24 protein-coding genes are annotated in these 24,458 nt (G+C 72.2%); 13 read left to right on the top strand and 11 right to left on the bottom strand.

Features of this window, described 5'->3' with window-relative positions; all coding sequences use genetic code 11:
- The first annotated feature begins 67 nt into the window (after positions 1 to 67).
- From tilS to folE, 4 genes are all read left to right on the top strand, one after another.
- Positions 68 to 1,096, top strand: a complete 1,029-nt coding sequence (tilS, locus tag ACIRQF_RS13490; protein WP_404091914.1) for a tRNA lysidine(34) synthetase TilS — start codon at positions 68 to 70, stop codon at positions 1,094 to 1,096.
- A gap of 42 nt (positions 1,097 to 1,138) precedes the next feature.
- Positions 1,139 to 1,678, top strand: coding sequence for a hypoxanthine phosphoribosyltransferase (gene hpt, locus ACIRQF_RS13485; RefSeq protein WP_345530466.1), 540 nt, complete (start codon positions 1,139 to 1,141; stop codon positions 1,676 to 1,678).
- Positions 1,679 to 1,867: 189 nt separating this feature from the next.
- Positions 1,868 to 3,892 carry an ATP-dependent zinc metalloprotease FtsH gene (gene ftsH / locus ACIRQF_RS13480; protein WP_376626595.1) on the top strand — a complete coding sequence of 675 codons (2,025 nt, stop codon included), beginning with the start codon at positions 1,868 to 1,870 and terminating at the stop codon, positions 3,890 to 3,892.
- A 99-nt stretch (positions 3,893 to 3,991) separates the two neighbouring features.
- Positions 3,992 to 4,597: a GTP cyclohydrolase I FolE gene (gene folE, locus ACIRQF_RS13475; protein WP_376626594.1), complete on the top strand. Its 606-nt coding sequence runs from the start codon at positions 3,992 to 3,994 to the stop codon at positions 4,595 to 4,597.
- Positions 4,598 to 4,699: 102 nt separating this feature from the next.
- Here folE and ACIRQF_RS13470 read toward each other — a convergent pair whose 3' ends face one another.
- The 6 genes from ACIRQF_RS13470 to ACIRQF_RS13445 all read right to left on the bottom strand — a co-directional run bounded on the left by ACIRQF_RS13470 (position 4,700) and on the right by ACIRQF_RS13445 (position 9,540).
- Entirely contained in the window at positions 4,700 to 5,188 is a 489-nt protein-coding gene (locus ACIRQF_RS13470) for a DUF3180 domain-containing protein (protein ID WP_382477162.1), read from the bottom strand.
- A 52-nt stretch (positions 5,189 to 5,240) separates the two neighbouring features.
- On the bottom strand, positions 5,241 to 5,840 hold the full coding sequence (folK, locus tag ACIRQF_RS13465) for a 2-amino-4-hydroxy-6-hydroxymethyldihydropteridine diphosphokinase (protein WP_376626592.1): 600 nt from the start codon (positions 5,838 to 5,840) through the stop codon (positions 5,241 to 5,243).
- The gene (gene folB / locus ACIRQF_RS13460) at positions 5,837 to 6,196 is read right to left on the bottom strand and encodes a dihydroneopterin aldolase (protein WP_376626591.1); all 360 of its coding nucleotides are present in this window, start codon (positions 6,194 to 6,196) and stop codon (positions 5,837 to 5,839) included. The genes folK and folB overlap by 4 nt, the downstream gene beginning before the upstream one ends.
- A gap of 121 nt (positions 6,197 to 6,317) precedes the next feature.
- Positions 6,318 to 6,716, bottom strand: a complete 399-nt coding sequence (locus ACIRQF_RS13455; RefSeq protein ID WP_404092831.1) for a nuclear transport factor 2 family protein — start codon at positions 6,714 to 6,716, stop codon at positions 6,318 to 6,320.
- Positions 6,717 to 6,778: 62 nt separating this feature from the next.
- A complete protein-coding gene (gene folP / locus ACIRQF_RS13450; protein ID WP_382477164.1) occupies positions 6,779 to 7,639 on the bottom strand; it encodes a dihydropteroate synthase in 861 nt (286 codons plus the stop codon).
- A gap of 68 nt (positions 7,640 to 7,707) precedes the next feature.
- Positions 7,708 to 9,540: a phosphatidylglycerol lysyltransferase domain-containing protein gene (locus tag ACIRQF_RS13445; RefSeq protein WP_404091908.1), complete on the bottom strand. Its 1,833-nt coding sequence runs from the start codon at positions 9,538 to 9,540 to the stop codon at positions 7,708 to 7,710.
- A 172-nt stretch (positions 9,541 to 9,712) separates the two neighbouring features.
- Between ACIRQF_RS13445 and ACIRQF_RS13440 the strand changes: the two genes are divergently transcribed.
- A complete protein-coding gene (locus ACIRQF_RS13440) occupies positions 9,713 to 10,825 on the top strand; it encodes an alpha/beta hydrolase (protein WP_376626588.1) in 1,113 nt (370 codons plus the stop codon).
- On the opposite strand, the gene ACIRQF_RS13435 is transcribed toward ACIRQF_RS13440, so the two are convergent.
- Positions 10,812 to 11,879, bottom strand: a complete 1,068-nt coding sequence (locus ACIRQF_RS13435; protein WP_404091905.1) for an ABC transporter ATP-binding protein — start codon at positions 11,877 to 11,879, stop codon at positions 10,812 to 10,814. The genes ACIRQF_RS13440 and ACIRQF_RS13435 overlap by 14 nt on opposite strands.
- 141 nt (positions 11,880 to 12,020) lie before the next feature.
- Between ACIRQF_RS13435 and ACIRQF_RS13430 the strand changes: the two genes are divergently transcribed.
- The 4 genes from ACIRQF_RS13430 to ACIRQF_RS13415 all read left to right on the top strand — a co-directional run bounded on the left by ACIRQF_RS13430 (position 12,021) and on the right by ACIRQF_RS13415 (position 15,557).
- On the top strand, positions 12,021 to 12,710 hold the full coding sequence (locus tag ACIRQF_RS13430) for an ABC transporter permease (protein ID WP_376626586.1): 690 nt from the start codon (positions 12,021 to 12,023) through the stop codon (positions 12,708 to 12,710).
- Between the two features lies 1 nt (position 12,711).
- On the top strand, positions 12,712 to 13,377 hold the full coding sequence (locus tag ACIRQF_RS13425) for an ABC transporter permease (protein WP_382477173.1): 666 nt from the start codon (positions 12,712 to 12,714) through the stop codon (positions 13,375 to 13,377).
- Positions 13,378 to 13,392: 15 nt separating this feature from the next.
- Positions 13,393 to 14,382, top strand: coding sequence for an ABC transporter substrate-binding protein (locus ACIRQF_RS13420; RefSeq protein WP_404091900.1), 990 nt, complete (start codon positions 13,393 to 13,395; stop codon positions 14,380 to 14,382).
- A 131-nt stretch (positions 14,383 to 14,513) separates the two neighbouring features.
- A complete protein-coding gene (locus ACIRQF_RS13415) occupies positions 14,514 to 15,557 on the top strand; it encodes a hypothetical protein (RefSeq protein ID WP_404091897.1) in 1,044 nt (347 codons plus the stop codon).
- 203 nt (positions 15,558 to 15,760) lie between these two features.
- On the opposite strand, the gene ACIRQF_RS13410 is transcribed toward ACIRQF_RS13415, so the two are convergent.
- A complete protein-coding gene (locus ACIRQF_RS13410) occupies positions 15,761 to 16,903 on the bottom strand; it encodes an NADH-quinone oxidoreductase subunit D (protein ID WP_376626579.1) in 1,143 nt (380 codons plus the stop codon).
- 79 nt (positions 16,904 to 16,982) lie between these two features.
- Positions 16,983 to 18,209 carry an SAM-dependent methyltransferase gene (locus ACIRQF_RS13405; RefSeq protein ID WP_404091894.1) on the bottom strand — a complete coding sequence of 409 codons (1,227 nt, stop codon included), beginning with the start codon at positions 18,207 to 18,209 and terminating at the stop codon, positions 16,983 to 16,985.
- A gap of 97 nt (positions 18,210 to 18,306) precedes the next feature.
- Between ACIRQF_RS13405 and ACIRQF_RS13400 the strand changes: the two genes are divergently transcribed.
- Genes ACIRQF_RS13400 through ACIRQF_RS13390 form a run of 3 tightly spaced genes read left to right on the top strand, consistent with a single transcriptional unit; the run spans position 18,307 to position 20,828 of the window.
- Positions 18,307 to 19,509, top strand: coding sequence for a sensor histidine kinase (locus tag ACIRQF_RS13400; RefSeq protein WP_382477179.1), 1,203 nt, complete (start codon positions 18,307 to 18,309; stop codon positions 19,507 to 19,509).
- Between the two features lie 40 nt (positions 19,510 to 19,549).
- Positions 19,550 to 20,218 (top strand): response regulator, encoded by a 669-nt coding sequence (locus ACIRQF_RS13395; protein ID WP_376626573.1) that lies wholly within the window; start codon positions 19,550 to 19,552, stop codon positions 20,216 to 20,218.
- A 1-nt stretch (position 20,219) separates the two neighbouring features.
- Positions 20,220 to 20,828: an AAA family ATPase gene (locus ACIRQF_RS13390; protein WP_389750901.1), complete on the top strand. Its 609-nt coding sequence runs from the start codon at positions 20,220 to 20,222 to the stop codon at positions 20,826 to 20,828.
- Positions 20,829 to 21,099: 271 nt separating this feature from the next.
- Here the strand turns inward: ACIRQF_RS13390 and ACIRQF_RS13385 are convergent, their stop codons facing one another.
- Complete coding sequence (locus ACIRQF_RS13385; RefSeq protein WP_382477183.1) at positions 21,100 to 22,188, bottom strand: DUF5937 family protein; 1,089 nt, start codon at positions 22,186 to 22,188, stop codon at positions 21,100 to 21,102.
- Positions 22,189 to 22,288: 100 nt separating this feature from the next.
- On the opposite strand from ACIRQF_RS13385, the gene ACIRQF_RS13380 reads away from it, so the two are divergent.
- Complete coding sequence (locus tag ACIRQF_RS13380) at positions 22,289 to 22,507, top strand: hypothetical protein (RefSeq protein ID WP_376626567.1); 219 nt, start codon at positions 22,289 to 22,291, stop codon at positions 22,505 to 22,507.
- Positions 22,508 to 23,161: 654 nt separating this feature from the next.
- Here ACIRQF_RS13380 and ACIRQF_RS13375 read toward each other — a convergent pair.
- Positions 23,162 to 24,349 (bottom strand): threonine aldolase family protein, encoded by a 1,188-nt coding sequence (locus tag ACIRQF_RS13375; RefSeq protein ID WP_404091889.1) that lies wholly within the window; start codon positions 24,347 to 24,349, stop codon positions 23,162 to 23,164.
- Between the last annotated feature and the right edge of the window lie 109 nt (positions 24,350 to 24,458).

Genomic DNA, 24,458 nt, shown 5'->3' with positions numbered 1-24,458 from the left:
AACCCCCACTTCCGACCGTTAAGACTCCGACCGAGGCACTGCACACTCTCCACGAAGGGCACCGGACATGGGTCCCCATCCTGCGGTCGCGGCGATACGCCTGGCGGTCCGCCGCGTACTCCACGACGTTCTCACCGAGCACCAGACCGACACCGCCGCCACCCCCGGCGGCCACACCGCACCACACCCCCTGGTACTCGTCGCCTGCTCCGGCGGCGCCGACTCCATGGCGCTCGCCTCCGCGCTCGCCTTCGAGTCCCGCAAACTCGACCTCCGCGCCGGCGGCATCACCGTCGACCACGGCCTCCAGGCAGGCTCCGCCCAACGCGCCCACGAGGTCGCCGAACGCATGACCGACCTCGGCCTCGACCCCGTCGATGCCGTCGCCGTCACCGTCGGCCGCGACGGCGGACCCGAAGCCGCCGCCCGCGACGCCCGCTACGCCGCCCTCGACGCCGCCGCCGAGCGCCACGGCGCCACCGCGATCCTGCTCGGCCACACCCGCGACGACCAAGCCGAAACCGTCCTCCTCGGCCTCGCCCGCGGCTCCGGCATCCGCTCCCTCTCCGGCATGGCCGCCGTCTCCGGCACCGCAGGCCGCTACCGACGCCCCTTCCTGGAACTCGACCGGCAGACCGTCCGCAAGGCCTGCATCGCCCAGGAACTCGCCGTATGGGACGACCCGCACAACAGCGACCCCGCCTACACGCGCTCGCGGCTCCGCCACGAAGGCCTCCCCGCCCTCGAGAAGGCCCTCGGCAAGGGCGTCGTCGAAGCCCTCGCCCGAACGGCCCAACTCTCCCGCGACGACGCCGACGCCCTCGACTCCTGGGCCGCCGACGTCGAACCCGCCGTACGCGACGAAGCCGGCCGCCTCGAGTGCGCCAAACTCTTCGGACTTCCCCCCGCCGTCCGCCGCCGCGTCCTGCGCCGCGCCGTCATCGCCGAGGGCGCCCCGGCCGGCTCCCTCTTCGCCCGCCACATCGAAGAGGTCGACCGACTGATCACCGGCTGGCGCGGCCAAGGAGCCATCAACCTGCCCGGCCGCGTCGAGGCACGCCGCCAGGGTGGCAGACTGGTCATTCGGCAAGGCTGACGCAAGGCTGCAACGAAAGTGACCCGGGTGAACGAGAAGGACATGGGCACCGACCTCAAGTCGGTGCTCATCACCAAGGAAGAGATCGACGCGAAGCTGGCCGAGCTGGCCGCGAAGATCGACACGGAGTACGCGGGCAAGGACCTGCTCATCGTCGGTGTCCTCAAGGGCGCCGTGATGGTGATGGCGGACCTGGCGCGCGCGCTGTCCACCCCCGTCACCATGGACTGGATGGCCGTCTCCTCCTACGGCGCCGGCACCCAGTCCTCCGGCGTGGTCCGCATCCTCAAGGACCTCGACACCGACATCAAGGGCAAGCACGTCCTGATCGTCGAGGACATCATCGACTCGGGCCTCACCCTGTCGTGGCTGCTGTCCAACCTCGGCTCGCGCGAACCGGCCTCCCTGGAGGTCTGCACCCTCCTGCGCAAGCCGGACGCCGCCAAGGTCGCCATCGACGTCAAGTGGATCGGCTTCGACATCCCGAACGAGTTCGTCGTCGGATACGGCCTGGACTACGCCGAGAAGTACCGCAATCTCCCGTTCGTCGGCACCCTCGCCCCCCACGTCTACGGCGGCTGAGGGAAGCGACCCCAAGGGAACCCGGACCGTCTTCCCTCCGTTGAACGATGGGAAGACGGCCGCGGGCACCAATGCTGGGGTACCGTCCGAAGAACAGCTTTTTCATACCGCAGCTCCAAGCAACCGCAGCTACTGAGCAGCATTCACCTACGGGCAGGAGGGACGGGGCGTCATCTACGCCCCGTATGGATGGACGTGAAGCGATACTTCCGCGGGCCGGTCATGTGGATCGTGCTGGCCGTCCTCGCCGTGGTCGTGCTGATGCAGGTCGTCGGCTCGTCCGAGGGCTACAAGACGGTGGACACCGGCAAGGTCGTCCAGGCGATCGACAAGAACCAGGTCAAATCCGCAAAGCTCACCACCGGTGACGAGCAGATCGTCAAGATCGAGCTCATCGACGGCCAGAAGATCGACAAGAGCAGCAAGGTCCAGGCCAGCTACATCGGCACCCAGGGCGCCGACCTGGCCGACAAGCTGCAGGAGAAGTTCGAGGCCGGGCAGATCGAGGGCGGCTACACCGTCTCCCCGACGAAGCAGTCCCCGTTCCTCTCGGTCCTGCTCTCCCTGCTCCCCTTCGTCCTCATCGTGGTCGTCTTCCTCTTCCTGATGAACCAGATGCAGGGCGGCGGCTCCCGCGTCATGAACTTCGGGAAGTCCAAGGCCAAGCTCATCACCAAGGACACCCCCAAGACGACCTTCGCCGACGTGGCGGGCTCGGACGAGGCGGTCGAGGAACTCCACGAGATCAAGGAGTTCCTGCAGGAGCCGGCCAAGTTCCAGGCCGTCGGCGCCAAGATCCCCAAGGGCGTGCTGCTCTACGGCCCGCCCGGAACCGGCAAGACCCTCCTGGCCCGCGCCGTCGCCGGCGAGGCCGGAGTGCCGTTCTACTCGATCTCCGGTTCCGACTTCGTCGAGATGTTCGTCGGCGTCGGCGCCAGCCGCGTCCGCGACCTCTTCGAGCAGGCCAAGGCCAACGCCCCCGCCATCGTCTTCGTCGACGAGATCGACGCCGTCGGTCGCCACCGCGGCGCCGGACTCGGCGGCGGCCACGACGAGCGCGAGCAGACGCTCAACCAGCTGCTCGTCGAGATGGACGGCTTCGACGTGAAGGGCGGCGTCATCCTGATCGCCGCCACCAACCGGCCCGACATCCTCGACCCCGCCCTCCTGCGCCCCGGCCGCTTCGACCGGCAGATCGCCGTCGACCGCCCGGACATGCAGGGCCGCCTGGAGATCCTCAAGGTCCACCAGAAGGGCAAGCCGGTCGCCCCTGACGTCGACCTGGGCGCCGTCGCCCGCCGCACCCCCGGCTTCACCGGTGCCGATCTCTCCAACGTCCTCAACGAGGCGGCGCTGCTCACCGCCCGCTCGGACAAGAAGCTGATCGACAACCAGGCGCTGGACGAGGCGATCGACCGCGTGGTCGCGGGCCCGCAGAAGCGGACCCGGATCATGTCGGACAAGGAGAAGAAGATCACCGCGTACCACGAGGGCGGTCACGCCCTGGTCGCGGCGGCCTCGCCGAACTCCGACCCGGTCCACAAGATCACCATCCTGTCCCGCGGCCGGGCCCTGGGCTACACCATGGTCCTCCCCGACGAGGACAAGTACTCGACCACCCGCAACGAGATGCTCGACCAGCTGGCGTACATGCTGGGTGGCCGCGCCGCCGAGGAACTGGTCTTCCACGACCCGACCACCGGCGCCGCGAACGACATCGAGAAGGCCACCGCCACGGCCCGCGCGATGGTCACCCAGTACGGCATGACCGAGCGGCTCGGCGCCATCAAGTTCGGCGGCGACAACACCGAGCCCTTCCTCGGCCGCGAGATGGCGCACCAGCGCGACTACTCGGAAGAGGTCGCCGCGCTGGTCGACGAAGAGGTCAAGAAGCTCATCGAGACCGCGCACAACGAGGCGTGGGAGATCCTGGTCGAGAACCGCGACGTCCTCGACAACCTCGTCCTGGCCCTCCTGGAGAAGGAGACCCTGGGCAAGGAGGAGATCGCCGAGATCTTCGCGCCGATCGTCAAGCGCCCGGCCCGACCGGCCTGGACCGGCTCGGCCCGCCGCACGCCCTCCACGCGCCCGCCGGTGCTCTCCCCGAAGGAGCTGGCCCTGACCAACAGCGCCAACGGCTCCTCCTCGGCGACCACCCCGGTGGACACCACCAAGGCCATCGAGGTGGCCCCGGAGGACACCCCGGAGCCGTAGGCTCCACAGGCCCGGAATGGAAGCCGCGCCCCCGCAGGTTCTAGCCTGTGGGGGCGCGGCTTTTTTCGCGCCAAGTCAGACAGACGGAACGAGGCACACATGACCGACCCGGTGACGCTCGACGGCGAGGGCACGATCGGCGAGTTCGACGAGAAGCGCGCAGAGAACGCCGTACGCGAGCTCCTCATCGCGGTCGGCGAGAACCCGGACCGCGAAGGCCTCAGGGAGACGCCGGCGCGCGTCGCGCGGGCTTACAAGGAGCTCTTCGCGGGGCTCTGGCAGAAGCCGGAGGATGTGCTGACGACGACGTTCGACCTCGGGCACGACGAGATGGTCCTCGTGAAGGACATCGAACTGACGTCCCAGTGTGAACATCATTTGCTGCCCTTCCACGGTGTAGCCCACATTGGTTACATTCCTGCCGAAACGGGCAAGATCACCGGCCTGTCGAAGCTGGCTCGCCTGGTGGACGTGTTCGCCCGCCGCCCGCAGGTTCAGGAGCGTCTGACGACGCAGATCGCCGACTCGCTGATGAGGATCCTCGATGCTCGCGGCGCGATCGTCGTGATCGAAGCCGAGCACATGTGCATGGCCCTGCGGGGCGTGCGCAAGCCGGGCGCGAAGACGACGACCTCGGCGGTGCGTGGACAGCTGCGTGACGCTACTACCCGGGCCGAGGCCATGTCCCTGATATTGGCCCGCTAGCAGCGCGCTCCCCTGTCCTCCTCCCTACCGTCCCCGATCAGTGGGGTTGATCGCTGATCAGGGGGCCGGTAGGGGGTACGGGCTTTCCGCGCGGTCGTAGGGCTAAGCGACCGGGGCGTGGCCCGGGCCGTTGTCGTCCTCGTCCTCGGGGAGCTTGCAGACGTGCTCCAGGAAGAGGGCGGCGGCGATGACGCCGATGCCGGCGAGGACCGAGAAGGCGGCGTAGATGGCCTGGTCGCGGCGGGCCGGGATGTCCAGGGAACCGAGGAGGAAGACGCCCGTGCCGCCGTACATGCCGGCGACGAGGGCGGCGACCAGGGCGCTGGCCTGGCCGAAGACGACCGCGCGGGCGGCCATCAGGGGTTCGACGCCCTTGGCGCCGGGCCGGCGCTCGCGCTGGGCCTTGAGGCGGGCGCGCAGCGAGAGGGCCGTGGCGGTGAGGACGACGGCGATGGCGGCCAGGACGATGGGGGCCGCGAGCGGCACGCTGGGCAGCGTGCCGACCGAGTCCCACAGGCGTGCGGCGCCCCAGGAGAGCACGCCGGCCGCGATGAACAGTCCGGCGAGCACCTTGAGCCGCAGTTGTTTCACCGGGTGTCGTCCTTCGTCTGGTCCGAGCGGTTGTCCGTGACGAGCCTAACGACTACTCGGGCAGCCGGAGTTCCAGGTCGGTGCGTGGCACGACTCCGGCGCTGCCGACGGCGGCGAGGAGTTCGGTGACGGCGCCGTGTCCGGGCAGCTGGGCCTCGGGGTCGACGTCGTGCCAGGGGGCGAGGACGAAGGCGCGCTGGTGGGCGCGCGGGTGGGGCAGGGTGAGGACGGGGTCGTCGGAGACGACCTCGGCGTAGGCGATGATGTCGACGTCGATGGTGCGGGCGCCCCAGCGCTCTTCGCGGACCCGGTGGAAGGCCTCCTCGACGGCGTGGGCTCGCTCCAGGAGGGAGGCCGGGGGGAGGGTGGTCTTCACGAGGACGACGGCGTTGAGGTACGAGGGCTGGGAGTCGGGGTCGACCCCCCAGGGCTCGGTCTCGTACACGGGGGAGACGGCCTTGACCCGGAGGCCGGGGGTGTCCTCGAGGGCGTCGACGGCGCCCTGGAGGGTCTCCAGGCGGTTGCCGAGGTTGGCACCGAGGGCCAGGACGGCCCATTTGGGGTTGGAGAGGGTGACGTCGGCCGCGTCCACGGCGGCGGTCACGGCCGCCGGTACGGGCTGCACGGTCGGATCGCTGTGCTGGGGCTTCATGCGCGGCTCCGGGTGATGGTGATGGTCACGTCGTCGAAGGGGACGGTGATCGGTGCGTCCGGCTTGTGGACGACGACTTCGACCTCCTGGACGCCGGCGTGCTTGAGGCACTGCTGGGCGATCCGCTCCGCGAGGGTTTCGATGAGGTCCACCGGTTCGCCCTGGACGACGTCCACGACCTCTTCGGCGACCACGCCGTAGTGCACGGTCTTCGTCAGGTCGTCATCGGCGGCGGCGGCGCGGGTGTCCAGGCCGAGGGTGAGGTCGACGATGAAGGTCTGCCCCTCCTCGCGTTCCTTGGGGAAGACGCCGTGGTGCCCTCGGGCCTTGAGGCCGCGCAGCGCGACACGATCCACGCGAATCACTCCTGCTGTCGTAGTTCGGGTGGCCACGCAGCCGGGTGCGGACGGCCGGGTGTCCAGCATCGAATCTACCTGCGGGCGCCGACAGCCGGGGCGGGGGCTCGGTCGGGGCGGTTCAGTCGGTGGCGTCGGTCTCGTCGCCGGAGGCGTCCTCGGGGATCACCGGGGAGCCGTGGTGGGACCAGATGCGCCAGCCCTCCGACGTGCGGCGGAACACGTTCGTGGCGACGACGAGCTGTCCGACGAGGGGGCCGAGGGAGGCTCCGTCCTCGGCCGGTCCGCCGCTGAGGATGTTCTCCGTGCACGTGACGACCGCCACGTCCCCGGCCATCGAGATCTCGACGTCGGTGAGGAAGAACTGGATGTAGTCGGTGTTCGCCATGATCAGGGCGTAGGAGCGGAGTACTTCGCCGCGGCCGGTGAGGACGGGCCAGCCGGGGTGGACGCAGGAGATCGCGGTGGCGCCGTCGTCGAGCCAGAGGTCGGTGATGCCGTCGAAGTCCGCTTGCTCCATCGCCTCGTAGAAGGCGGTGTTGGCGGCTTCGACGGCCGCGCGGTCGGCCTCGCGGGCGCGGGTCACCTGGCTCCTTCGACGGCCCTGGCGACCCGTACGGCGTCGGCGGTGGCCCGGACCTCGTGGACGCGGACGGCCCAGGCGCCTTCGTGGGCGGCGAGGGCGGAGACGGCGGCGGTGGCGGCGTCGCGTTCGCGGGCGGGGGGCGGGGAGGCGCCTTCGTGGGCGAGGACGTGGCCGAGGAAGCGCTTGCGGGAGGCGGCGACGAGCAGGGGGCGGCCGAGGGCGCGGAGCTCGGGGAGGTGGGCGACGAGGGCCAGGTCGTGCGGGGCGAGCTTGGCGAAGCCGAGGCCGGGGTCGAGGACGATGCGCTCGGGGGCGACGCCGCCGTCGATGACGGCTTCCATGCGGGTGCGGAGTTCCTGGACGACTTCGCCGACGACGTCGTCGTAGGTGGCGAGGCTGTTCATGTTCTCGCTGAAGCCGCGCCAGTGCATGACGACGAAGGGGACCTGGGCGGCGGCGACGACGGGGACCATCCGGGGGTCGGCGAGGCCGCCGCTGACGTCGTTGACGAGGACGGCGCCGGCTTCGACGGCGGCGGCGGCGACGTTGGCGCGCATGGTGTCGACGGAGACGGTGACGCCTTCGGCGGCGAGGCCGCGGACGACGGGGACGACGCGGCGGAGTTCTTCCTGCTCGTCGACGCGGGTGGCGCCGGGCCGGGTGGACTCGCCGCCGACGTCGACGAGGTCGGCGCCCTGGGCGACGAGGTCGAGGCCGTGTTTGACGGCGGCCGTGGTGTCGAACCAGCGGCCGCCGTCGGAGAAGGAGTCGGGGGTCACGTTGACCACGCCCATGACCGCGCAGCGGTCCCACTCCGGCAGGCCGAGTGCCGTGCCCCGGCCGATCGTCGTACTCATGCGTCCAGCGTAGGGCCCGGTGTGCGGTTCGGGCGCCCCCGGGGCGTGGCCCGGCGGGCGCCCCGGGGTCAGGCGGCGCGGACCTCGTGTTCGGCCTGTGAGGGCACGATGTGGGCGCAGGGGCGGGGGGCCGTGGCGCGGGAGCGGCGGGCCAGGGGGCGGGGGAGGGAGAGGGTCACGAAGCCTTCGGCCTGCATGGCGGCGAAGCCGATGCGGGGGAGGTCGCGGCTTTTGCGGTAGACCACGAAGCGGGGCTCCCAGCGGGGCTGGAACTTGGCGTTGAACTTGTAGAGGGATTCGATCTGGAACCAGCGGGAGAGGAAGACGAGCAGTCCGCGCCAGATGCGCAGGACGGGGCCGGCGCCGATCTTCTCGCCGCGGGCGAGTGCCGAGCGGAACATGGCGAAGTTGAGGGAGACCCGCTGGATGCCGAGGCGGGGAGCGTTCTGGAGGGCGGCGACGATCAGCAGCTCGTTCATGCCGGGGTCGGCGCTGCGGTCGCGGCGCATGAGTTCCAGGGAGATGCCGTCGGTGCCCCAGGGGACGAAGTGGATGATCGCCTTCAGGTCGCCGTAGGGGGAGTCGGGGTCGTCCTTGTGGGCGGTCGCTATGACGGCGTCGCCGTCGCCCGGGTCGCCGATGCGGCCGAGGGCCATGGAGAAGCCGCGCTCGGTGTCGGTGCCGCGCCAGTCCTCGGCGGCGCGGTGGATGCGGGCGAGTTCGCCGTCGCTGAGTTCGGAGACGCGGCGCACTTTGGTGGTGTAGCCGTTGCGTTCGATGCGCTTCACCATCTGGCGGACGTTGCGCATGGCGCGGCCGGAGAGGGAGAAGTCGGGGACGTCGACGATCGCCTCGTCGCCGAGTTCGAGGGCGTCGAGTCCGGTCTCGCGGGTCCAGACCTGGCCGCCGGTCTCGGAGCAGCCCATGACGGCGGGGGTCCAGGAGTGGGCCTTGGCCTCGTCCATGAAGCGTTCGATGGCGCCGGGCCAGGCCTCGACGTCGCCGATGGGGTCGCCGCTGGCGAGCATGACGCCGGAGACGACGCGGTAGCAGACGGCGGCCTTGCCGCTGGGGGAGAAGACCACGCCCTTGTCGCGGCGGAGGGCGAAGTGGCCGAGGGAGTCGCGGGCGCCGTGCTTGTGGAGGAGGGCGCGCAGCTTGGTCTCGTCGTCCTCGGTGAGGAGGGCGGCGGGGTGTTCGGGCCGGAAGGCGAAGTAGATGGTGGTGAGTGCGGTGAGCATGCCGAGGGCGCCGAGGGAGTAGCCGACGGTCCAGTCGACGTTCCCGGTGTAGGCGACGGGGCCTTCGACGCCGAACAGGCCGTAGAGGACGTGCTCGAGGCGGTCGGTGAGGCTGGGGCTGCCGACGACGCGGCGCGGGTGGGCGCTGACGATGACCAGGCCGAGGGCGATGGACCCGGCGCCCATGAGGACGAAGTTGGCGAGGGCGCGCCAGCGGCTGCGGGGGTCGGGCAGCGCGGCGAACTGGTCGCGGTTGCGGACCAGGAGGGCCATCAGCGCGAGGGAGAGCACCGCGCCGGTGAGCGAGTGGCGCCAGACGAACTGGGCGACGGCGCCGAGCGGCAGCAGCACGACCGCGGCTCGCCAGGCGCGGCGCTTGTGGCGCTTGAGGCCGTGGGCGAGGAGCAGCAGCAGGACGCCGGCGCTGAGCGAGAGGGCCGCGGAGAGCGGCCCGAGCGTGCCGGGCAGCACCTCCGCGACGGCGTGCATGCGGCTGGCGCGGAACCGTGGGAAGACTCCCGCGGCGATGTCGATCAGGCCGATCAGCGTGCAGGCCGTGCCGACGAGTGCGGGGACCCTTTCGGGTCGGGGTCCGCGCAGAATCCGGCGTACATGATCCGGAACCGATCCGGATTTATCCCCATCTACCGTGACAGACATCTGCTTCCCGTGCTTCCCGTGGCTCCGCAAGATCGATTGATCCGGTGGGCCGCGCTGGTCGGGCGGGCCACCCCGGAGGTTTGCGCCTTCTAGGACGGAGCAGCGATGTGGCGGGTTCACTCGCCGTCAGGGAAATCTCAGGGAAATATCAGGAAGAAAGCTCGGACGTCTCATGGGTCTCACCAGCAACAAGGTCCTCGCGCTGGCGGTCACGCTGGCCGTGGTGCTGTTCGTCGCGACGATCTGGCTCTGGCCCAGGCTCGCGCGCGGCGGCTGGAAGGCCGTCCTGGGGCGGGTCGGGCTGCTGCTCGCCACCCAGTTGGCGCTGTTCGCCTCGGTCGGTCTCGCCGCGAACAACTCGTTCCTCTTCTACGGCTCCTGGGCCGACCTGTTCGGCCAGGAGCAGGAGATGGGGGTGGTGGTGGACCACTCGGCCGGCTCCAAGGACGTCAAGGTCGTCGGCACGCAGGCGCTCGACGTGCCGGGCGGCGGGCGTCCCTCGATCGGCGGGCAGATACAGAAGGTCGTCATAGAGGGCGGCAAGTCCAAGATCGACTCGTCCGCGTACGTGTACCTGCCGCCGGAGTACTTCCAGAGCCGGTACGCGAAGTCCACGTTTCCCGTCTCGGTGGTGCTGACCGGCTACCCGGGCACGGCGGAGAACCTGCTGAAGGGCCTGAAGTACCCGAAGACGGCCTACCAGCAGGCCAAGGACAGGAAGATGCAGCCGATGATCCTCGTGATGCTGCGTCCGACCGTGGCGCCGCCCCGGGACACCGAGTGCGTCGACATCCCGGGCGGGCCGCAGACCGAGACCTTCTTCGCCGAGGACCTGCCGAACGCCATCGCGCAGACCTACCGAGTGGGGACGAAGGCGCGGAACTGGGGCTTCATGGGGAACTCGACCGGTGGCTACTGCGCCCTGAAGATCGCGCTGCACCACCCCGACCGCTTCGCCGCGGCCGCGGGCTTCTCGGCGTACTACAAGGCGGCCGACGACGTGACGACCGGCGACCTGTTCCAGGGCGACAAGGCGGCGAAGAAGCGGGCTGACCTGCTGTGGAGCCTGGACCACCTGCCGCAGGGGAACTCGTCCTTCCTGGTCACCACGTCGAAGCACGGCGAGGGGAACCTCAAGGGGACGCAGGCCTTCATCAGGAAGGTGAAGGCCCCGGCCACGGTCTCCTCGATCACGCTGGAGAGCGGCGGCCACAACTTCAACACCTGGAACCGGGAGATCCCGCCGGGCCTCGTGTGGATGAGCGGGAAGCTCAGCGCGAGCTGACGGCCTCGCCCTCGGAGCTCCTCCCGTCGGCTGTCCCCTCTCCCGCCGCCGGCCCTGCCCCGGCCGTCGGCGCCTTTCCCTGCACCGGGCCCGCCCCGTCCGCCGGGCTCGTACGGCGCAGGGCTCGGTGGACGCCCGCCGTGGTGAGCGAGCCGAGCACGCGGTCCGGGTCGTGGGGCGCGTGCACGGCGACCCGGCCGGCGTCGTGCTGGAGCAGTGCGGCGAGGGCGTCCTTGAGGGAGGCGCCGAGGGGGACCGCGAGGCCCGAGTCCCCGGCGGGCTCCTCCAGGTCGGCCTCGGTGACGGGGGTGACGGCGAGTCGCTTGAGGCCGCGGTCCGCGCCGACGAAGCCGGCGACGTACGGGGTGGCGGGCGCGCCGAGCACGGTGGCGGGGGTGTCGAACTGTTCGATGCGGCCCTGTCCGTAGACGGCGATCCGGTCGCCGAGCCGTACCGCCTCCTCCAGGTCGTGTGTGACGAGCAGCACCGTCTTCCGCACGGTGGCCTGGAGGTTCAGGAACTCCGTCTGGAGGCGTTCGCGCACCACGGGGTCGACCGCGCCGAAGGGTTCGTCCATGAGCAGCACCGGCGGGTCGGCGGCGAGCGCGCGGGCCACGCCGACGCGCTGGCGCTGACCGCCGGAGAGCTGCTCGGGATAGCGGTGGCCGTACCGGCCGGGGTCGAGACCCACCAGGTCGAGGAGTTCCGCGGCGCGCTCCCGGGCCTTGGCCTTCTTCCAGCCGAGCAGGGCGGGCACGGTGGCGGTGTTGTCGAGGACGGTGCGGTGGGGGAAGAGGCCGACCTGCTGGATCACGTAGCCGATGGTGCGGCGCAGCCGGACCGGGTCGACCTCGGCGACGTCCTCGCCGCCGAGCAGGATCCGGCCGCCGGTGGGTTCGACGAGCCGGTTGACCATCTTCATCGTGGTCGTCTTGCCGCAGCCGGACGGGCCGACGAGCGTGACCAGCTCCCCCTCGGCGACCTCGAACGACAGGTCGTCGACGGCGGTCGTGCCGTCCGCGTAGCGCTTGGTCACGTGCTCGAACCGGATCATGGTTCCCCATTCTGGCCCTTGGCGCCCCGACTTGTGTGAAGGAAGTATTGCCAGAGCGTGGCGGTCCCCCGCGATTGTCCGTGGCGGGGGTTAGGGTCGCCAGACAGATGTTCGGAGGCGCGTGGCGAAGGGGGGTTGCGCATGGCCGCGGCGAACTGCCTGGTGACGAATGACTGGATCTGCGGGGAGTATCTGCGCACCCGCAGCCAGGAGTTGACCGACGCCACCCTCCAGCATGTGGGAATCACCGTGGTGTCGGTGCTCCTGGGCCTGGTCGTCGCCTTTCCGCTCGCCCTGCTCGCGCGGGCCAGGCCGCGCTTCGCCGGCCCGGTCCTCGGACTCACCACACTGCTCTACACGGTCCCCTCGCTCGCGATGTTCTCGCTGCTGCTGCCCTTCCTCGGGCTCTCCTCGGCGCTCGTCGTGACCGGACTCGTGCTGTACTCGCTGACCATCCTCGTCCGCGGCGTCCTGGCCGGACTCGCCGCCGTGCCCGAGGACACCAAGGAGGCCGCGCGCGGCATGGGCTACGGCTCGGGCCGGATGCTCTGGGAGGTCGAACTCCCACTCGCGCTGCCGGCGTTGATGGCCGGTCTGCGGATGGCGACGGTCTCCACGATCGCGCTCACCACGGTCGGCTCCATCGTCGGCCGCGGCGGCCTCGGCAACCTGATCGAGGACGCGCTGCCCACCTTCTTCAAGGCCCAGGTGCTCGCCGCCGCCGTGCTGTGCGTGCTCCTGGCGGTCGTCGCCGACCTGCTGCTCCTCGGTCTCCAGCGGCTCCTGACGCCCTGGACCCGGATACGCGCCGGACGGACGGGAGGAGCCTGACGTGAACGTCCTGGCGGACGCCTGGTCCTGGCTGGCCACCGGGGCCAACTGGTCGGGCGAGAGCGGCGTCTGGCACCGGCTGGCCGAGCACCTGTACGTGAGCGGGGCCGCCCTGCTCCTCGCCTGCGCCCTCGCCCTGCCGCTCGGCCTGTGGCTCGGACACGTGGGCAGGGGCGGCGCGCTCGCCGTCAACATCTCCAACGCGGGCCGGGCGATCCCCGTCTTCGCTGTCCTCGCCCTGTTCATGGTCTCCCCGCTGCGCAACGCCGGGTACGTGCCGACGGTGGTCGCGCTCGTCCTCTTCGCGATTCCGCCGCTGCTCACCCACGCCTACGTGGGCGTGCGGGAGGTGGACCGCGCGGTGGTCGAGGCGGCGCGGGGCATGGGGATGTCGGGCGGGCAGCTCTTCCGCGGGGTCGAACTGCCCCTGGCCCGGCCGATGCTGATGACGGGGCTGCGCTCGGCGGCGGTGCAGGTGGTCGCCACCGCGACGATCGCCGCCATGGTCGGCCAGGGCGGTCTCGGCCGGATCATCACCGCCGGGTTCAACACGTACAACACACCGCAGGTGGTCGCGGGCGCCGTGCTCGTGGCCCTGCTGGCCCTCCTCGTGGAGGCGCTCCTCGTGGCCGCGGACCGGCTCCTCGGCCGCGGGCTCCCGCGGTGACGGACGACGACTGAGATGGGTGATCTTGTGAGCAGGACCTCGCGCATCGCGAGTGCCGTAGTGGGCGTGACGGCCCTGACGGTCTCGCTGGCCGCGTGCGGCGGCGACAGCCTGGAGAAGTCGAAGGACGGCGGCGCCGAGGCCGGCGCGGCCGGGAAGAAGGGCTCGGTCGTCGTCGGAGCGGCCGCGTTCACCGAGTCGAAGATCCTCGCCGAGCTCTACGCCCAGGCGCTCGACGACGCCGGATACGCGGCGAGCGTCACCACCGTGAAGAATCGCGAGCTGTACGAACCGTCCCTGGAGAAGGGCGAGATCGACGTCGTACCGGAATACGCGGCGACGCTCGCGGAATTCCTCAACGCGAAGGTGAACGGGCCGAAGGCGCCCGAGGAGAAGCCGGTCGCCTCCGGAGACCCGGCCGCCACCACGGAGGCGCTCAAGAAGCTCGCCGAGCCGCGCGGACTGAAGGTCCTCGCGGTCGGTTCGGCGGTGGACCAGAACGCGTTCGCGGTGAGCCGGGAATTCGCGGAGAAGAACAAGCTGACGACCCTTTCCGATCTCGGCCGGGCCAAGATCAAGGTGAAGATCGCCGCCGGTGACGAATGCGAGATCCGGCCCTTCTGCGCGCCGGGTCTCAAGAAGGCCTACGGGATCGACGTGACGGGCGTCGACCCCAAGGGCGTCGGCACCCCGCAGGCCAAGCAGGCCGTCAAGGACGGGGTGGACCAGCTGGTCCTCACCACCACGACGGACGCCACCGTCGAGTCGTACGGCCTGGTCTTCCTGGAGGACGACAAGAAGCTGCAGAACGCGGACAACGTGCTGCCCGTCGTCAATGCCGCCGACGCCGGATCGCCCGAGATAGCGGCCGCCCTCGACAAGATCACCAAGGTCCTGACGACGGCGGATCTCGCCGAACTCAACCGGAAGGTGGACGCCGAGCGGGCGAAGCCGGAGGACGTGGCGAAGGCCTATCTGCAGTCGAAGGGGCTGCTCAAGAAGTAGGCACCGGGTAACGGCTGTCGGCCGGGCCCGCCCGGGGAATGGGGGCGGCCCGGTCGCCTACGGCGAGAACTCGCCAAGAGATTGCCGGGCCGACCCCCCATACGGTGCCTACGCACGGTAAATTTCAGGCCATGCCACGTGGACGTCACCGCCATTCCCCGCCTCTGCACAAGCTCCTGCCGCCCTCGGCGGTCGCCGGGGCGTCGGTCGTGTGCGCCGCGGCCGCCTGGCTGCTCGGTGATCCCCTGGCGCTGCGGCTCCTCGTCGCGGCCGCCGCGGCCTCCGCCGTGACCGGCGCCGTCCTCATGCGCAGTTGGGACCGGAGCGCCGGCCGCCAGGTCGCCGAGCTGACCCGGGCCCGCACCGCGGACCAGTGGAAGACCGACGAGCGGATCGCCGAGCTGGAGTCCGACCTCGAGGAGTCGCGCGAGCTGCGCGCCCGCCTCGACGCCAAGCTGCGCGCCAAGCGCGTCGAGCTGGCCGGCCTCCGCAGCGAGCACGCCGACCTCCTGCGCCGGTACGCCACGGCGGAGACCGAGCGCGCCAGCGCCCTGGAGGGGCGCCGGATGCTCGCCCTGGAGTCGAGTGCGACGCCCGAGGCCAAGGCGCTGCCGGCCGCCGCCTCCACGCCGACCCCGGAGGCCTACCGCCGGGCGGCGGAGGCGCTGCGGAACCTGGCGGCGAGGGCCGAGGAGAAGACGGAGCCGGAGGCCGGCGCGACGTCCGGGCCGACGGCCGAGGTCGAGCTCAAGCCCAAGGCCGAGGTGGAGCCCAAGGCCAAGGCCGAGGTGGAGCCCCAGGCCGGTGCGGAGTCCGTGGCCGCCGGGTCCGCCGACCCGCAGGCCGACCCCCAGCACACCAAGGCCGCCGCCATGCGACACGTGCCCGCCGCGGCCGCGATCGTCCCGTATGCCGCGCGCCGGCCGGTCCAGCGCCCCTCTGGCGGCTTCGACTACTTCGGCACCCACGGCGCGCAGAGCGCCACGAAGGCCGCGGCCGCGATCGAGGCCGTGCAGAACGCGGACCTCGCCGACGTGGTGGGCGAGGAGGTCCTCGCGGACGTCGCCCGGAAGCCCGCCGAGCAGCGGGCGGTCGGCCAGGTCATCGACCTGACGGCGCACGACGAGACGGAGCAGCTCGACGTGGCGGAGCTGCGGGGCGCGGTCAACTCGTAGCGGGACCCGGAGGGGCGAGAACGCGGAAGCGCGGCACCACGGAAGCACGCAACACGGAAGCGCGGCACCACGGAAGCGCGCAACACGAGCGCGAGAAGCGCGAACCACGCAGCACGGAAGGCAGGAAGCCGGTGGACACGGTCCACCGGCTTCCTGCGTTTCGGCGGCCGACCACCGGCCGACCACTCGCCGGCTGCTTCCGGCTACTTGTCGATGTCGCCGACGACGAAGAACAGCGAGCCCAGGATCGCCACCATGTCGGCGACGAGCGTGCCCGGAAGCAGCTCGGTCAGGGCCTGGATGTTGTTGTACGACGCCGAGCGCAGCTTGAGCCGGTACGGCGTCTTCTCCCCCTTGGAGACCAGGTAGTAGCCGTTGATGCCCAGCGGGTTCTCGGTCCACGCGTACGTGTGGCCCTCCGGCGCCTTGAGGACCTTGGGCAGCCGCTGGTTGATCGGCCCCTGCGGCAGCGCGTCCAGCCGGTCCAGGCAGGCGTCCGCGAGGTCCAGGGAGTTGTGCGTCTGGTCGAGCAGGCACTCGAAGCGGGCCAGGCAGTCGCCCTCGGTCCGGGTCACCACCCGCAGGACGTCCTGGAGCTCCCCGTACGCGAGGTACGGCTCATCGCGGCGCAGGTCGAAGTCGACGCCGGAGGCGCGGGCGATCGGCCCGGAGACGCCGTAGGCGTGCACGGTCTCCGGGCGGAGCACGCCGACCCCGCGGGTCCGGCCCCGGAAGATCTCGTTGCCGAGCACCAGCCGGTCGTACACGTCCATGCGCGAGCGCACGTCCGCGACGGCCTGCCGGGCGCGCCCCAGCCAGCCGGCGGGCAGGTCCTCCTTGAGGCCGCCGACCCGGTTGAACATGTAGTGCATCCGGCCGCCGGAGACCTCCTCCATCACGGCCTGGAGCTCCTCACGCTCGCGGAAGGCATGGAAGACCGGGGTGATTCCGCCCAGTTCGAGCGGGTACGAGCCGAGGAACATCAGGTGGTTGAGCACCCGGTTCAGCTCGGCGAGCAGCGTCCGCGTCCACACGGCCCGCTCCGGCACCTCCATGCCCAGCATCCGCTCGACGCCCATGACGACCCCGAGCTCGTTGGAGAAGGCGGAGAGCCAGTCGTGCCGGTTGGCCAGCATGATGATCTGCCGGTAGTCCCGCGCCTCGAAGAGCTTCTCGGCCCCTCGGTGCATGTACCCGATCACCGGCTCGGCCTCGCGCACCACCTCGCCGTCGAGCACGAGCCGCAGCCGGAGCACGCCGTGCGTGGAGGGATGCTGCGGCCCGATGTTCAGCACCATGTCGGTGCTCTCCGCCGCGCCGCCGATTCCGACCGTGGTCTCCGTCATGCCGGACAGTATCCCTCGCGCCCCGGCGGACATCATGACCGCGATGGCAGAAGCCGAGGGCATCCGCTCCCGCTCCGGCCTACGGCATCCCCACGCGCTGCGTCAGCCACAGGAAGTCGCCGAGCCCGCCGCGCGCGGTGAGCTCCGCGGCCTCGCCCGCCCCCGCGAGGGCGCGGACGTAGCCGGCGGGGTCGGTGGAGGCGAGGGCGAGCGGGGGCCGGGTGCCCGTGACGCCGAGGCCGTGCAGGGCCTCCCGCTGCGTCACGATCGGGCCCCCGGCCCCCATCCCGATCGGGCCCCCGGCTCCCGTCCCGGTCTGGCCTCCGGCTCCCGTCCCGGCCTGGGCCCCGGCCCCCGTCATGATCGGGCCCCCGGCCCCCGTCCGGGCACGGGCCCCGGCTCCGGATCCGGATCCGGAGCCCGCCCCCGCCCCCGTCCCGGCACCCGGGCCGGGCCGGGTGCCCGGCTCCACCGCGCCCACCGCGCCCACCGCGCCCGTCGCGCCCGTCGCACCCGTTCCCACGCCCGTTGCCGCCGCCGCGCACGCGTCCAGCGCCACGTGGGCCGTCAGGTCGCAGGAGCCGTCGGGGACGGGGGCGACCTCGCGGCCGTTGCGGTAGCCGGTGAGAGTGCCGAAGAGCGGGCGGGCGGGGTGGAGGTGGGCGTAGTCCACGGCCACCGCCGTGCCCGCCGCGAGCGCACCCACCGCCGCCGCCCAGGCCTCGTCGCGGGGGCGTCCGATCTCCGCGCGCGCGCCCGGCTCGCGCAACGGCCACCAGCGCTCGAGCCACTCCGCGTCCGGGCCGGACACCTCGGCGCCCAGCCGTTCCGTGCCGTCGGCCCGTACCTCCACGAGACGGACCGCCCCCGACTCGTCGACCTGCGCGATGTCCACCGGCACGTTGTCGAGCCACTCGTTGGCGAACAGAAGGCCCCGCTCGCCGTCCGGGATGTCTCCGGTCCAGGTGATGCGCGGGTCCAGGCCGGCGGGCCGGGCCGCGCGCTCCACCCCGTAGGGGCGGACCCGGAGGCCCTCCGGGACCGTCGCGAGCACCCCCGTGAGGAGCTCGCCGCGCCCCGCGCCCACGTCCACGAGGGCGACCTCGTCCGTGCCGAGCTCCTCCGCGACCCGCACCAAGAGCCTGGTCACCGCGCCCGCGAAGAGCGGGGAGGCGTGCACCGAGGTGCGGAAGTGGCCGGCCGGACCCTCGGGGCGCAGGAAGAAGCCGCCGGGGCCGTACAGCGCCCGTTCCATGGCGGCCCGCCACCCGAGCCATCCGTCCCACTGACACGTCTCATCCGTCACGCGCCCCAGTCTCCACCTTGGGGAGTACGGGCCTCGTGGCAAGGATCGCTCCCACGGTTGACCCCTGCACCTATCCGCTTTCCCTACGCTGGGTGACGTGCAGCGCCTCTACGACTTCATCCGCAGACACCCGACAGGCGTCGACTCCTTCTGGGCGGCCGTCCTGTTCGGGTTCTCCCTGCTGTGGGTGGGTTCGACCTACCCGGCGATCGACACACCCGTCGCGTACGGCGTCGTCGCCGCGCTGTTCTCCCTGGTCGTGGCCCTGCGCCGGCGCATGCCGGAGAAGATGCTGGTGCTCGCGGTCGCGCTCGGCCTGGCCCAGCTCGCCCTCGGGCTCGTCCCCTTCATGGCCGACTTCGCGATGCTCGTGATCATCTACACGGTCGCCGCGCACGACGGCCCGCGCTGGGCCTCCCGGCTCGCGCTGGCCGGCGGGCTGAGCGCCGCGACGCTGTCCCAGCTCCGCTGGCCGCTGTCCGAGACGGAGTCCTCCGCCGCCCGCGTCTTCTTCACGGTCATCATGACCGTGCCCTTCGCGCTCGCCTGGGTCCTCGGCGACTCCCTGCGCACCCGCCGGGCCTACTTCGCGCAGCTGGAGGAACGTGCCTCGCGCCTGGAGAAGGAGCGCGAGGCGCAGGCCAAGGTGGCCGTCGCGGCGGAGCGCGCCCGGATCGCCCGCGAGCTGCACGACGTCGTCGCGCACAACGTGTCCGTGATGGTGGTGCAGGCCGACGGCGCCGCGTACGTCATGGACTCCTCGCCGGAGACCGCCAAGCAGGCCCTGGAGACCATCGCCGGCACCGGCCGCCAGGCCCTCGCCGAGATGCGCCGACTGCTCGGCATCCTGCGCACCGGCGAGCACCAGGAGGCGGGGGAGTACGTGCCCCAGCCCGACGTGCAGCAGATCGAGGACCTGGTGGAGCAGGTGCGCGGCGCCGGACTCGCGGTCGACTTCAAGATCGAGGGCACCCCGCGGCCGCTGCCCAGCGGCGTCGAGCTCACCGCGTACCGGATCGTCCAGGAAGCCCTCACCAACAGCCGCAAGCACGGCGGCCCCGACGTCGGTGCCAGCGTCCGGCTGGTCTACTTCGACGACGGCCTCGGGCTGCTCGTCGAGGACGACGGCCGGGGCGCGCCGCAGGAGATGTACGAGGACGGGGGCGCCGACGGCCGCGGCCACGGCCTGATCGGCATGCGCGAGCGCGTCGGCATGGTCGGCGGCACCCTCGACGCCGGCCCGCGCGTCGGCGGCGGCTTCCGCATCAGTGCCCTGCTTCCGCTCAAACCCGCTCACTAGCTCCTCCGCTCCCTAGCTCCCTGGAAGGGGACTCCCTGACATGTCCATCCGTGTGATGCTCGTCGACGACCAGGTGCTGCTCCGTACCGGTTTCCGCATGGTGCTCGCCGCCCAGCCGGACATGGAGGTCGTGGCCGAGGCGGGCGACGGGGTGGAGGCCCTGGAGGTGCTGAGGGGCACGTCGGTGGACGTCGTGCTGATGGACGTGCGCATGCCGAAGCTGGACGGCGTGGAGACGACCCGGCGGATCTGCTCGCAGCCGGAGGCGCCGAAGGTGCTGATCCTGACCACCTTCGACCTCGACGAGTACGCGTTCTCCGGGCTCAAGGCGGGTGCCAGCGGCTTCATGCTGAAGGACGTGCCGCCGGCCGAGCTGCTCGGCGCGATCCGCTCCGTGCACAGCGGCGACGCGGTCGTCGCCCCGTCCACCACCCGGCGTCTGCTGGACCGCTTCTCGCCGATGCTGCCGTCGTCCGGGCGGGAGCCGGAGCACAAGGAGCTGGACCGGCTCACCGAGCGGGAGCGCGAGGTGATGATGCTGGTCGCGCAGGGCCTGTCGAACGGCGAGATCGCCGCCCGCCTCGTGCTGTCCGAGGCGACCGTGAAGACGCACGTGGGCCGCATCCTCACCAAGCTGGGCCTGCGCGACCGGGTGCAGGTCGTCGTCCTCGCGTACGAGACGGGCCTGGTCCGCGCGGGCGGCCGCTGACGTGCTGCTCTGGATCAACGGTCCGTTCGGCGGCGGCAAGACCCAGACCGCTTACGAGCTGCGCCGGCGGCTGCCCGGCAGCGTCGTCTGCGATCCGGAGCACGTGGGCTTCGGGCTGCACCGCACCCTCCCGCCCGGGCTCCGGGCGGACTTCCAGGACCTCGCCGCCTGGCGGCAGGGCGTGTACGAGGTGCTCGACCTGGCGCTGCGCAAGCACGACGGACCGGTGCTGGTGCCGATGACGCTCGTGGAGCCGGCCTACTTCGAGGAGATCGTCGGGCGGTTGCGGGCCGCCCACGGCGAGGAGCGGGTCCGCCACTTCGCGCTGCTCGCCGATCGCGACACGGTGCTCCGGCGGCTCACCGAGCGGGGGCTGGGACGCGGGCTGCGACGCGAGAGCTTCGCCGTGCGGAGGCTGGACGCCTGTCTGGAGGCCCTCGCCGGTCCGCGGTTCGCCCACCACGTCCGTACGGACGAGCTCACCGTCCCGCAGGTCGCCGACCGCGTTGCGGAGCTGGCGGGGCTGCGGATCACGCCGAACACCGACGGAGCCCTGCGGCACCGGCTGCGGCGGATCCGGGTGGGGCTCGCGCACATCCGCTTCGACTAGGTCGTCCCCTTCGGATCGGGCCGGGTCAGAGAGCGGTGTCCGGTGTCCGGTGTCCGGTCGGTGCGAGTGGAGGGCGAAGGGGAGGGGACCATGGCGGAGCCCCGGCTTCTGCGCCCGGGGTTACTGGCTCCGGCTCCAGCGCCCGACTCCTGCTCGGGGCTCCGGCTCCAGCGCCCGGCTCCGGCTCCCGCGCCAGGCTTCGGGCCCCGGCTCCTGCTCCGGGCTCCGGCTCCTGTGCCCCGCTCCGGCCGGCGGGTCCCGCTCCCAGGACCTAGCGGAGGACCGACTCCAGGAAGTCGCTGCCCAGGCGGGCCACGACGGAGGGGTTCAGCTGGTGGAGCACGTACCGGCCCCGGCGCTGGGTGGTCAGGAGGCCCGCCTTCTTCAGGACGGAGAGGTGGCGGGAGACCTCCGGGGCCGTGATGCCGTACGTGTCGGCCAGCTCGCTCGTCGAGAACGGGCCGCGCGCCAGGCTGCGGCACAGCCGCATCCGCATCGGGTGGGCGATGGCCTCCAGGCGCAACTTCACCGTCTCGACCGGCTCGGCGCCGCCGACCTCCCCGGTGTCGGCCGGATACTGGATCACGGGCTGCCAGCCGGGCGCGGACAGGGCGAAGAGGTGTGGCCAGCCGAACGCGGTCGGCACGAGCGTCACGGCCCCGCCGTGGGCCTCCGTCCGGCCGTGCACCAGCTTGTCCACGACGATCCGGGAGCCGCGCTCGTCCTCCTCCAGGGAGAGCGCAGGGGAGGCGGCCGTCAGTGCGTGGGCCAGGCCCTTGCGGCGCAGCAGCTCGGTCTTGTGCCGGGCGTCGGCGGCCAGCTGGACGCGGACCCGGCGCCAGGTGTCGGCGAAGAACGCCTGTTCGCAGTCCTCCAGAAGGCGGCGGATCCAGGCGCGGGTGGCGGTCGGCTCGGCCAGCATCCGCTCCACGAACGCGGACTGGCGCGGGCCGCGGGCCGCGGCCAGGTCGAGGGCGCGACGCCGCGCCCTCGCGTCGACGAGCGGCGAAGGGGTGCCGTCGATGCTGAGGGTGCTGCAGGAGATCTCCAGGGCCGCGCCGACGAACTTCTCGTCGTCCATGCGGTCGAGGTCGTCCAGCTCCTCGGCGAGGGTCTCCCGGGGCCGTGAGGGCAGCAGGAAGTCGGAGCGGGTGGACCGCCACATGAAGTCGGCCTCGTGGAGCCGGTCGGCGAGCTCGGGCTTGAGCGTGGCCGCCGTCGTGGTCGTCCAGGCGTGCAGCCGGGAGTGGTGGCCCGGCTCGGCGAGGGCGTGCAGGGCGTTGCCCAGCTCGGCCAGCGGCGAGGGGCAGAAGGTGATCCGCTCGTGCGGCAGTCCGGTGATGTCGATGGTCACGCTCACGGACCCATGGTGAGGGGTGCGGTGGGGTGGGTGTCCCGCCGTTTGACGAGCCCTGTCAATCCGCGGGCCGTACGGAGCGGCCCGGGCGCACGGTGGGGCCGTGAACGCACTCCACCAGTACATGTTCGACGCCTACCGGTCCGCCCGGCACGACGAGCCCCCGCCGCCCGTCCCCGGCGCCCTCGACATCGCGACGCTGCGGGCGGTCCGCGACCACCGTCGCTTCGAGGCGGTCTTGGCGGGCCGCCCGGCCAGGGGCCGCCTCCGCGGAGCGCTCCTGCGCCGGCTGCACGCGGGGCGCGGCCAGGCCGCGCCGTAGCCACGCCGGTCCCGGGCGTCCAGCGGGCGCTCGGGCCTCGGGCCTCATGCCTCGCGCCTCGGGCCTCGCGCCTCGGGCCTCGGGCGAACCTCACCCCAGCGCCCGCCCTGTGCGGCCCGCTGGGGGCCGCGCTCGCCCGACGGGTGCCGACCCACTGCCGCCCGCCGCCCCGGGCCCGTGACGGCGGCAGGTCCACCCCTGCCGGGAAGCGTCAGGCGCCGCCCACGCGCCCGCCGGGGAAGCCCGGGCACCGCGCACCATCCCGGGGCCCGGGAAAGCCCCGGGCACCGCCCGCGCCCCCTAGGCCGGGCAGGCCCCGGGCACGGCCTGCGCTCCCTAGGCCGGGCAGGCCCCGGGCACGGCCTGCGCTCCCCAGGCCGGGCAGGCCCCGGGCACCGCCCACGTCCGAGGGCCGGGAAAGCCCCAGGACCGCCCACGCCCCCCGCCCCGCCGGGAAGGCCCCAGGCACCGACCGCCCACGATCCCCGGGCCCGCAAAGCCCAGGCACCGCCCACGATGCCCGGCAGGCGAAACCCCAGGCACCCGCCCACGTCCCAGGGCCGGGAAAGCCCCAGGCACCGCGCACGACCACGGGGCCGGCGAAGCCCCAGGCACCGCCCACGCCCCGCCCGGCGCGGCGAACCCGAGGCTCGTCTACAGCCGCCCCAGGAAGTCCCTGGCCGCCTCCTTCACGTCCTCTGCCGTCCACTCCAGGCCGGGTGCGCTGATCGTCACCTCGGTCGCCGCCACGCCCGGCGGGGCGCCCGCCGGGCCGGGGAACCAGCGGCGGAACAGGACGGTGCCGGTGTCCTCCGTCAGGGACAGCGCGGCCGCGGTCAGGGCGTCGGGCTCGTAGGGCAGCCACACCTGGAACTGGTGGGTGTGCGGGGTCTCCGGGTGCACCCGGTACCAGCCGAGCCCCGCCTCCGCGAAGGCCTCCCGCAGCGCGGCCGCCACCACGCGCGCGTGCGCCACGTACGAGGGCAGCCGGGGCAGCTCGGTGTCCAGGCCGCGCAACGCCGACAGGGCCGCCGGGTACTGCTGGAAGACCTGGCCGCCGTAGCGGTGGCGCCACAGCCGCGCCTCCTCCACCAGCTCCTCGGGACCGGCCAGCACGGCGCCCGACAGGCCGCCGAGCGACTTGTAGAACGACACGTAGACGCTGTCCGCGAGCCCCGCGATCTCCGGCAGCGGGCGGCCGAAATGCGTCGGGCAGTCCCAGAGCCGCGCCCCGTCGAAGTGGACCACCGCGTCCCGCTCCCGGGCCGCGTCCACGACGTCGACGAGTTCGTCCCAGGTGGGCAGGACGAAGCCGGCGTCCCGGAGGGGCAGCTCCAGCATCAGCGCGCCGAAGGGCTCGGGGTGCTCGCGCACCTCCTCGGCCGTCGGCAGCCGCGGCTCGGTCGTCGGGTGGGTGGTGCGCAGTCCGCTGACCCGCTCGAAGGAGCGGTTCTCGTGCACCTCCGGATGGGCGAGGGGGTGCAGCGCGACCACGGGGTTCCCGGTCCGCCCGGCCCAGCAGCGCAGCGCGACCTGCTGGGCCATGGTGCCGGTCGGGAAGAACGCCGCCGCCGGAAAGCCCAGCTCCTGGGCGACCCGGCGCTCCAGCTCCTCGACGACCGTGTCGCCGTACGTGTCGACCGGGGTGTCGTCGTAGGCCGTGCCGGCGGTCCAGTCGGCCAGCTCGCGCAGCCGCGCCCCGACGCTGCCGTCCATCGACGCGGCCCACAGTTTGCGCGGGGCCCCGCCCCACACCTTGGCCCGGTGCGTCCGGGCCGACTCCTCGGGGCGCTGTCCGGCCTCGGCCTTTCGCTGCTCTTCCGCGAGCTGATCGGATTCCATGGCCCGATCATGGGCCATGGGGTCCTCGCTCTCCACGGGCTTTTCCACAGCTTCGGGCGCCGGTCATATCGCCGCCCACACCCTGTGGACAGCCGCGAGGGAGCGCGAA

Origin of the sequence: Streptomyces sp. NPDC101191 (genome assembly GCF_044767915.1) — a bacterium.
Classification (GTDB): domain Bacteria; phylum Actinomycetota; class Actinomycetes; order Streptomycetales; family Streptomycetaceae; genus Streptomyces.
The sequence above is the reverse complement of the archived record's forward strand: the minus strand, read 5'-3'. Positions and strand labels throughout refer to the sequence as shown.

What these genes read in the sequence shown, in the direction of transcription:
- ACIRQF_RS13455 (WP_404092831.1), bottom strand. Translation starts at nt 6,716, where the DNA reads ATGGAGCAAGCGGACTTCGACGGCATCACCGACCTCTGGCTCGACGAC.
- folP (WP_382477164.1), bottom strand. Translation starts at nt 7,639, where the DNA reads ATGAGTACGACGATCGGCCGGGGCACGGCACTCGGCCTGCCGGAGTGG.
- ACIRQF_RS13435 (WP_404091905.1), bottom strand. Translation starts at nt 11,879, where the DNA reads ATGATCCGGTTCGAGCACGTGACCAAGCGCTACGCGGACGGCACGACC.
- ACIRQF_RS13445 (WP_404091908.1), bottom strand. Translation starts at nt 9,540, where the DNA reads ATGTCTGTCACGGTAGATGGGGATAAATCCGGATCGGTTCCGGATCAT.
- ftsH (WP_376626595.1), top strand. Translation starts at nt 1,868, where the DNA reads ATGGACGTGAAGCGATACTTCCGCGGGCCGGTCATGTGGATCGTGCTG.
- ACIRQF_RS13375 (WP_404091889.1), bottom strand. Translation starts at nt 24,349, where the DNA reads ATGGAATCCGATCAGCTCGCGGAAGAGCAGCGAAAGGCCGAGGCCGGA.
- ACIRQF_RS13420 (WP_404091900.1), top strand. Translation starts at nt 13,393, where the DNA reads ATGGGTGATCTTGTGAGCAGGACCTCGCGCATCGCGAGTGCCGTAGTG.
- ACIRQF_RS13415 (WP_404091897.1), top strand. Translation starts at nt 14,514, where the DNA reads ATGCCACGTGGACGTCACCGCCATTCCCCGCCTCTGCACAAGCTCCTG.
- ACIRQF_RS13440 (WP_376626588.1), top strand. Translation starts at nt 9,713, where the DNA reads ATGGGTCTCACCAGCAACAAGGTCCTCGCGCTGGCGGTCACGCTGGCC.
- folK (WP_376626592.1), bottom strand. Translation starts at nt 5,840, where the DNA reads ATGAAGCCCCAGCACAGCGATCCGACCGTGCAGCCCGTACCGGCGGCC.
- ACIRQF_RS13410 (WP_376626579.1), bottom strand. Translation starts at nt 16,903, where the DNA reads ATGACGGAGACCACGGTCGGAATCGGCGGCGCGGCGGAGAGCACCGAC.
- ACIRQF_RS13395 (WP_376626573.1), top strand. Translation starts at nt 19,550, where the DNA reads ATGTCCATCCGTGTGATGCTCGTCGACGACCAGGTGCTGCTCCGTACC.
- ACIRQF_RS13430 (WP_376626586.1), top strand. Translation starts at nt 12,021, where the DNA reads ATGGCCGCGGCGAACTGCCTGGTGACGAATGACTGGATCTGCGGGGAG.
- tilS (WP_404091914.1), top strand. Translation starts at nt 68, where the DNA reads ATGGGTCCCCATCCTGCGGTCGCGGCGATACGCCTGGCGGTCCGCCGC.
- hpt (WP_345530466.1), top strand. Translation starts at nt 1,139, where the DNA reads ATGGGCACCGACCTCAAGTCGGTGCTCATCACCAAGGAAGAGATCGAC.
- folE (WP_376626594.1), top strand. Translation starts at nt 3,992, where the DNA reads ATGACCGACCCGGTGACGCTCGACGGCGAGGGCACGATCGGCGAGTTC.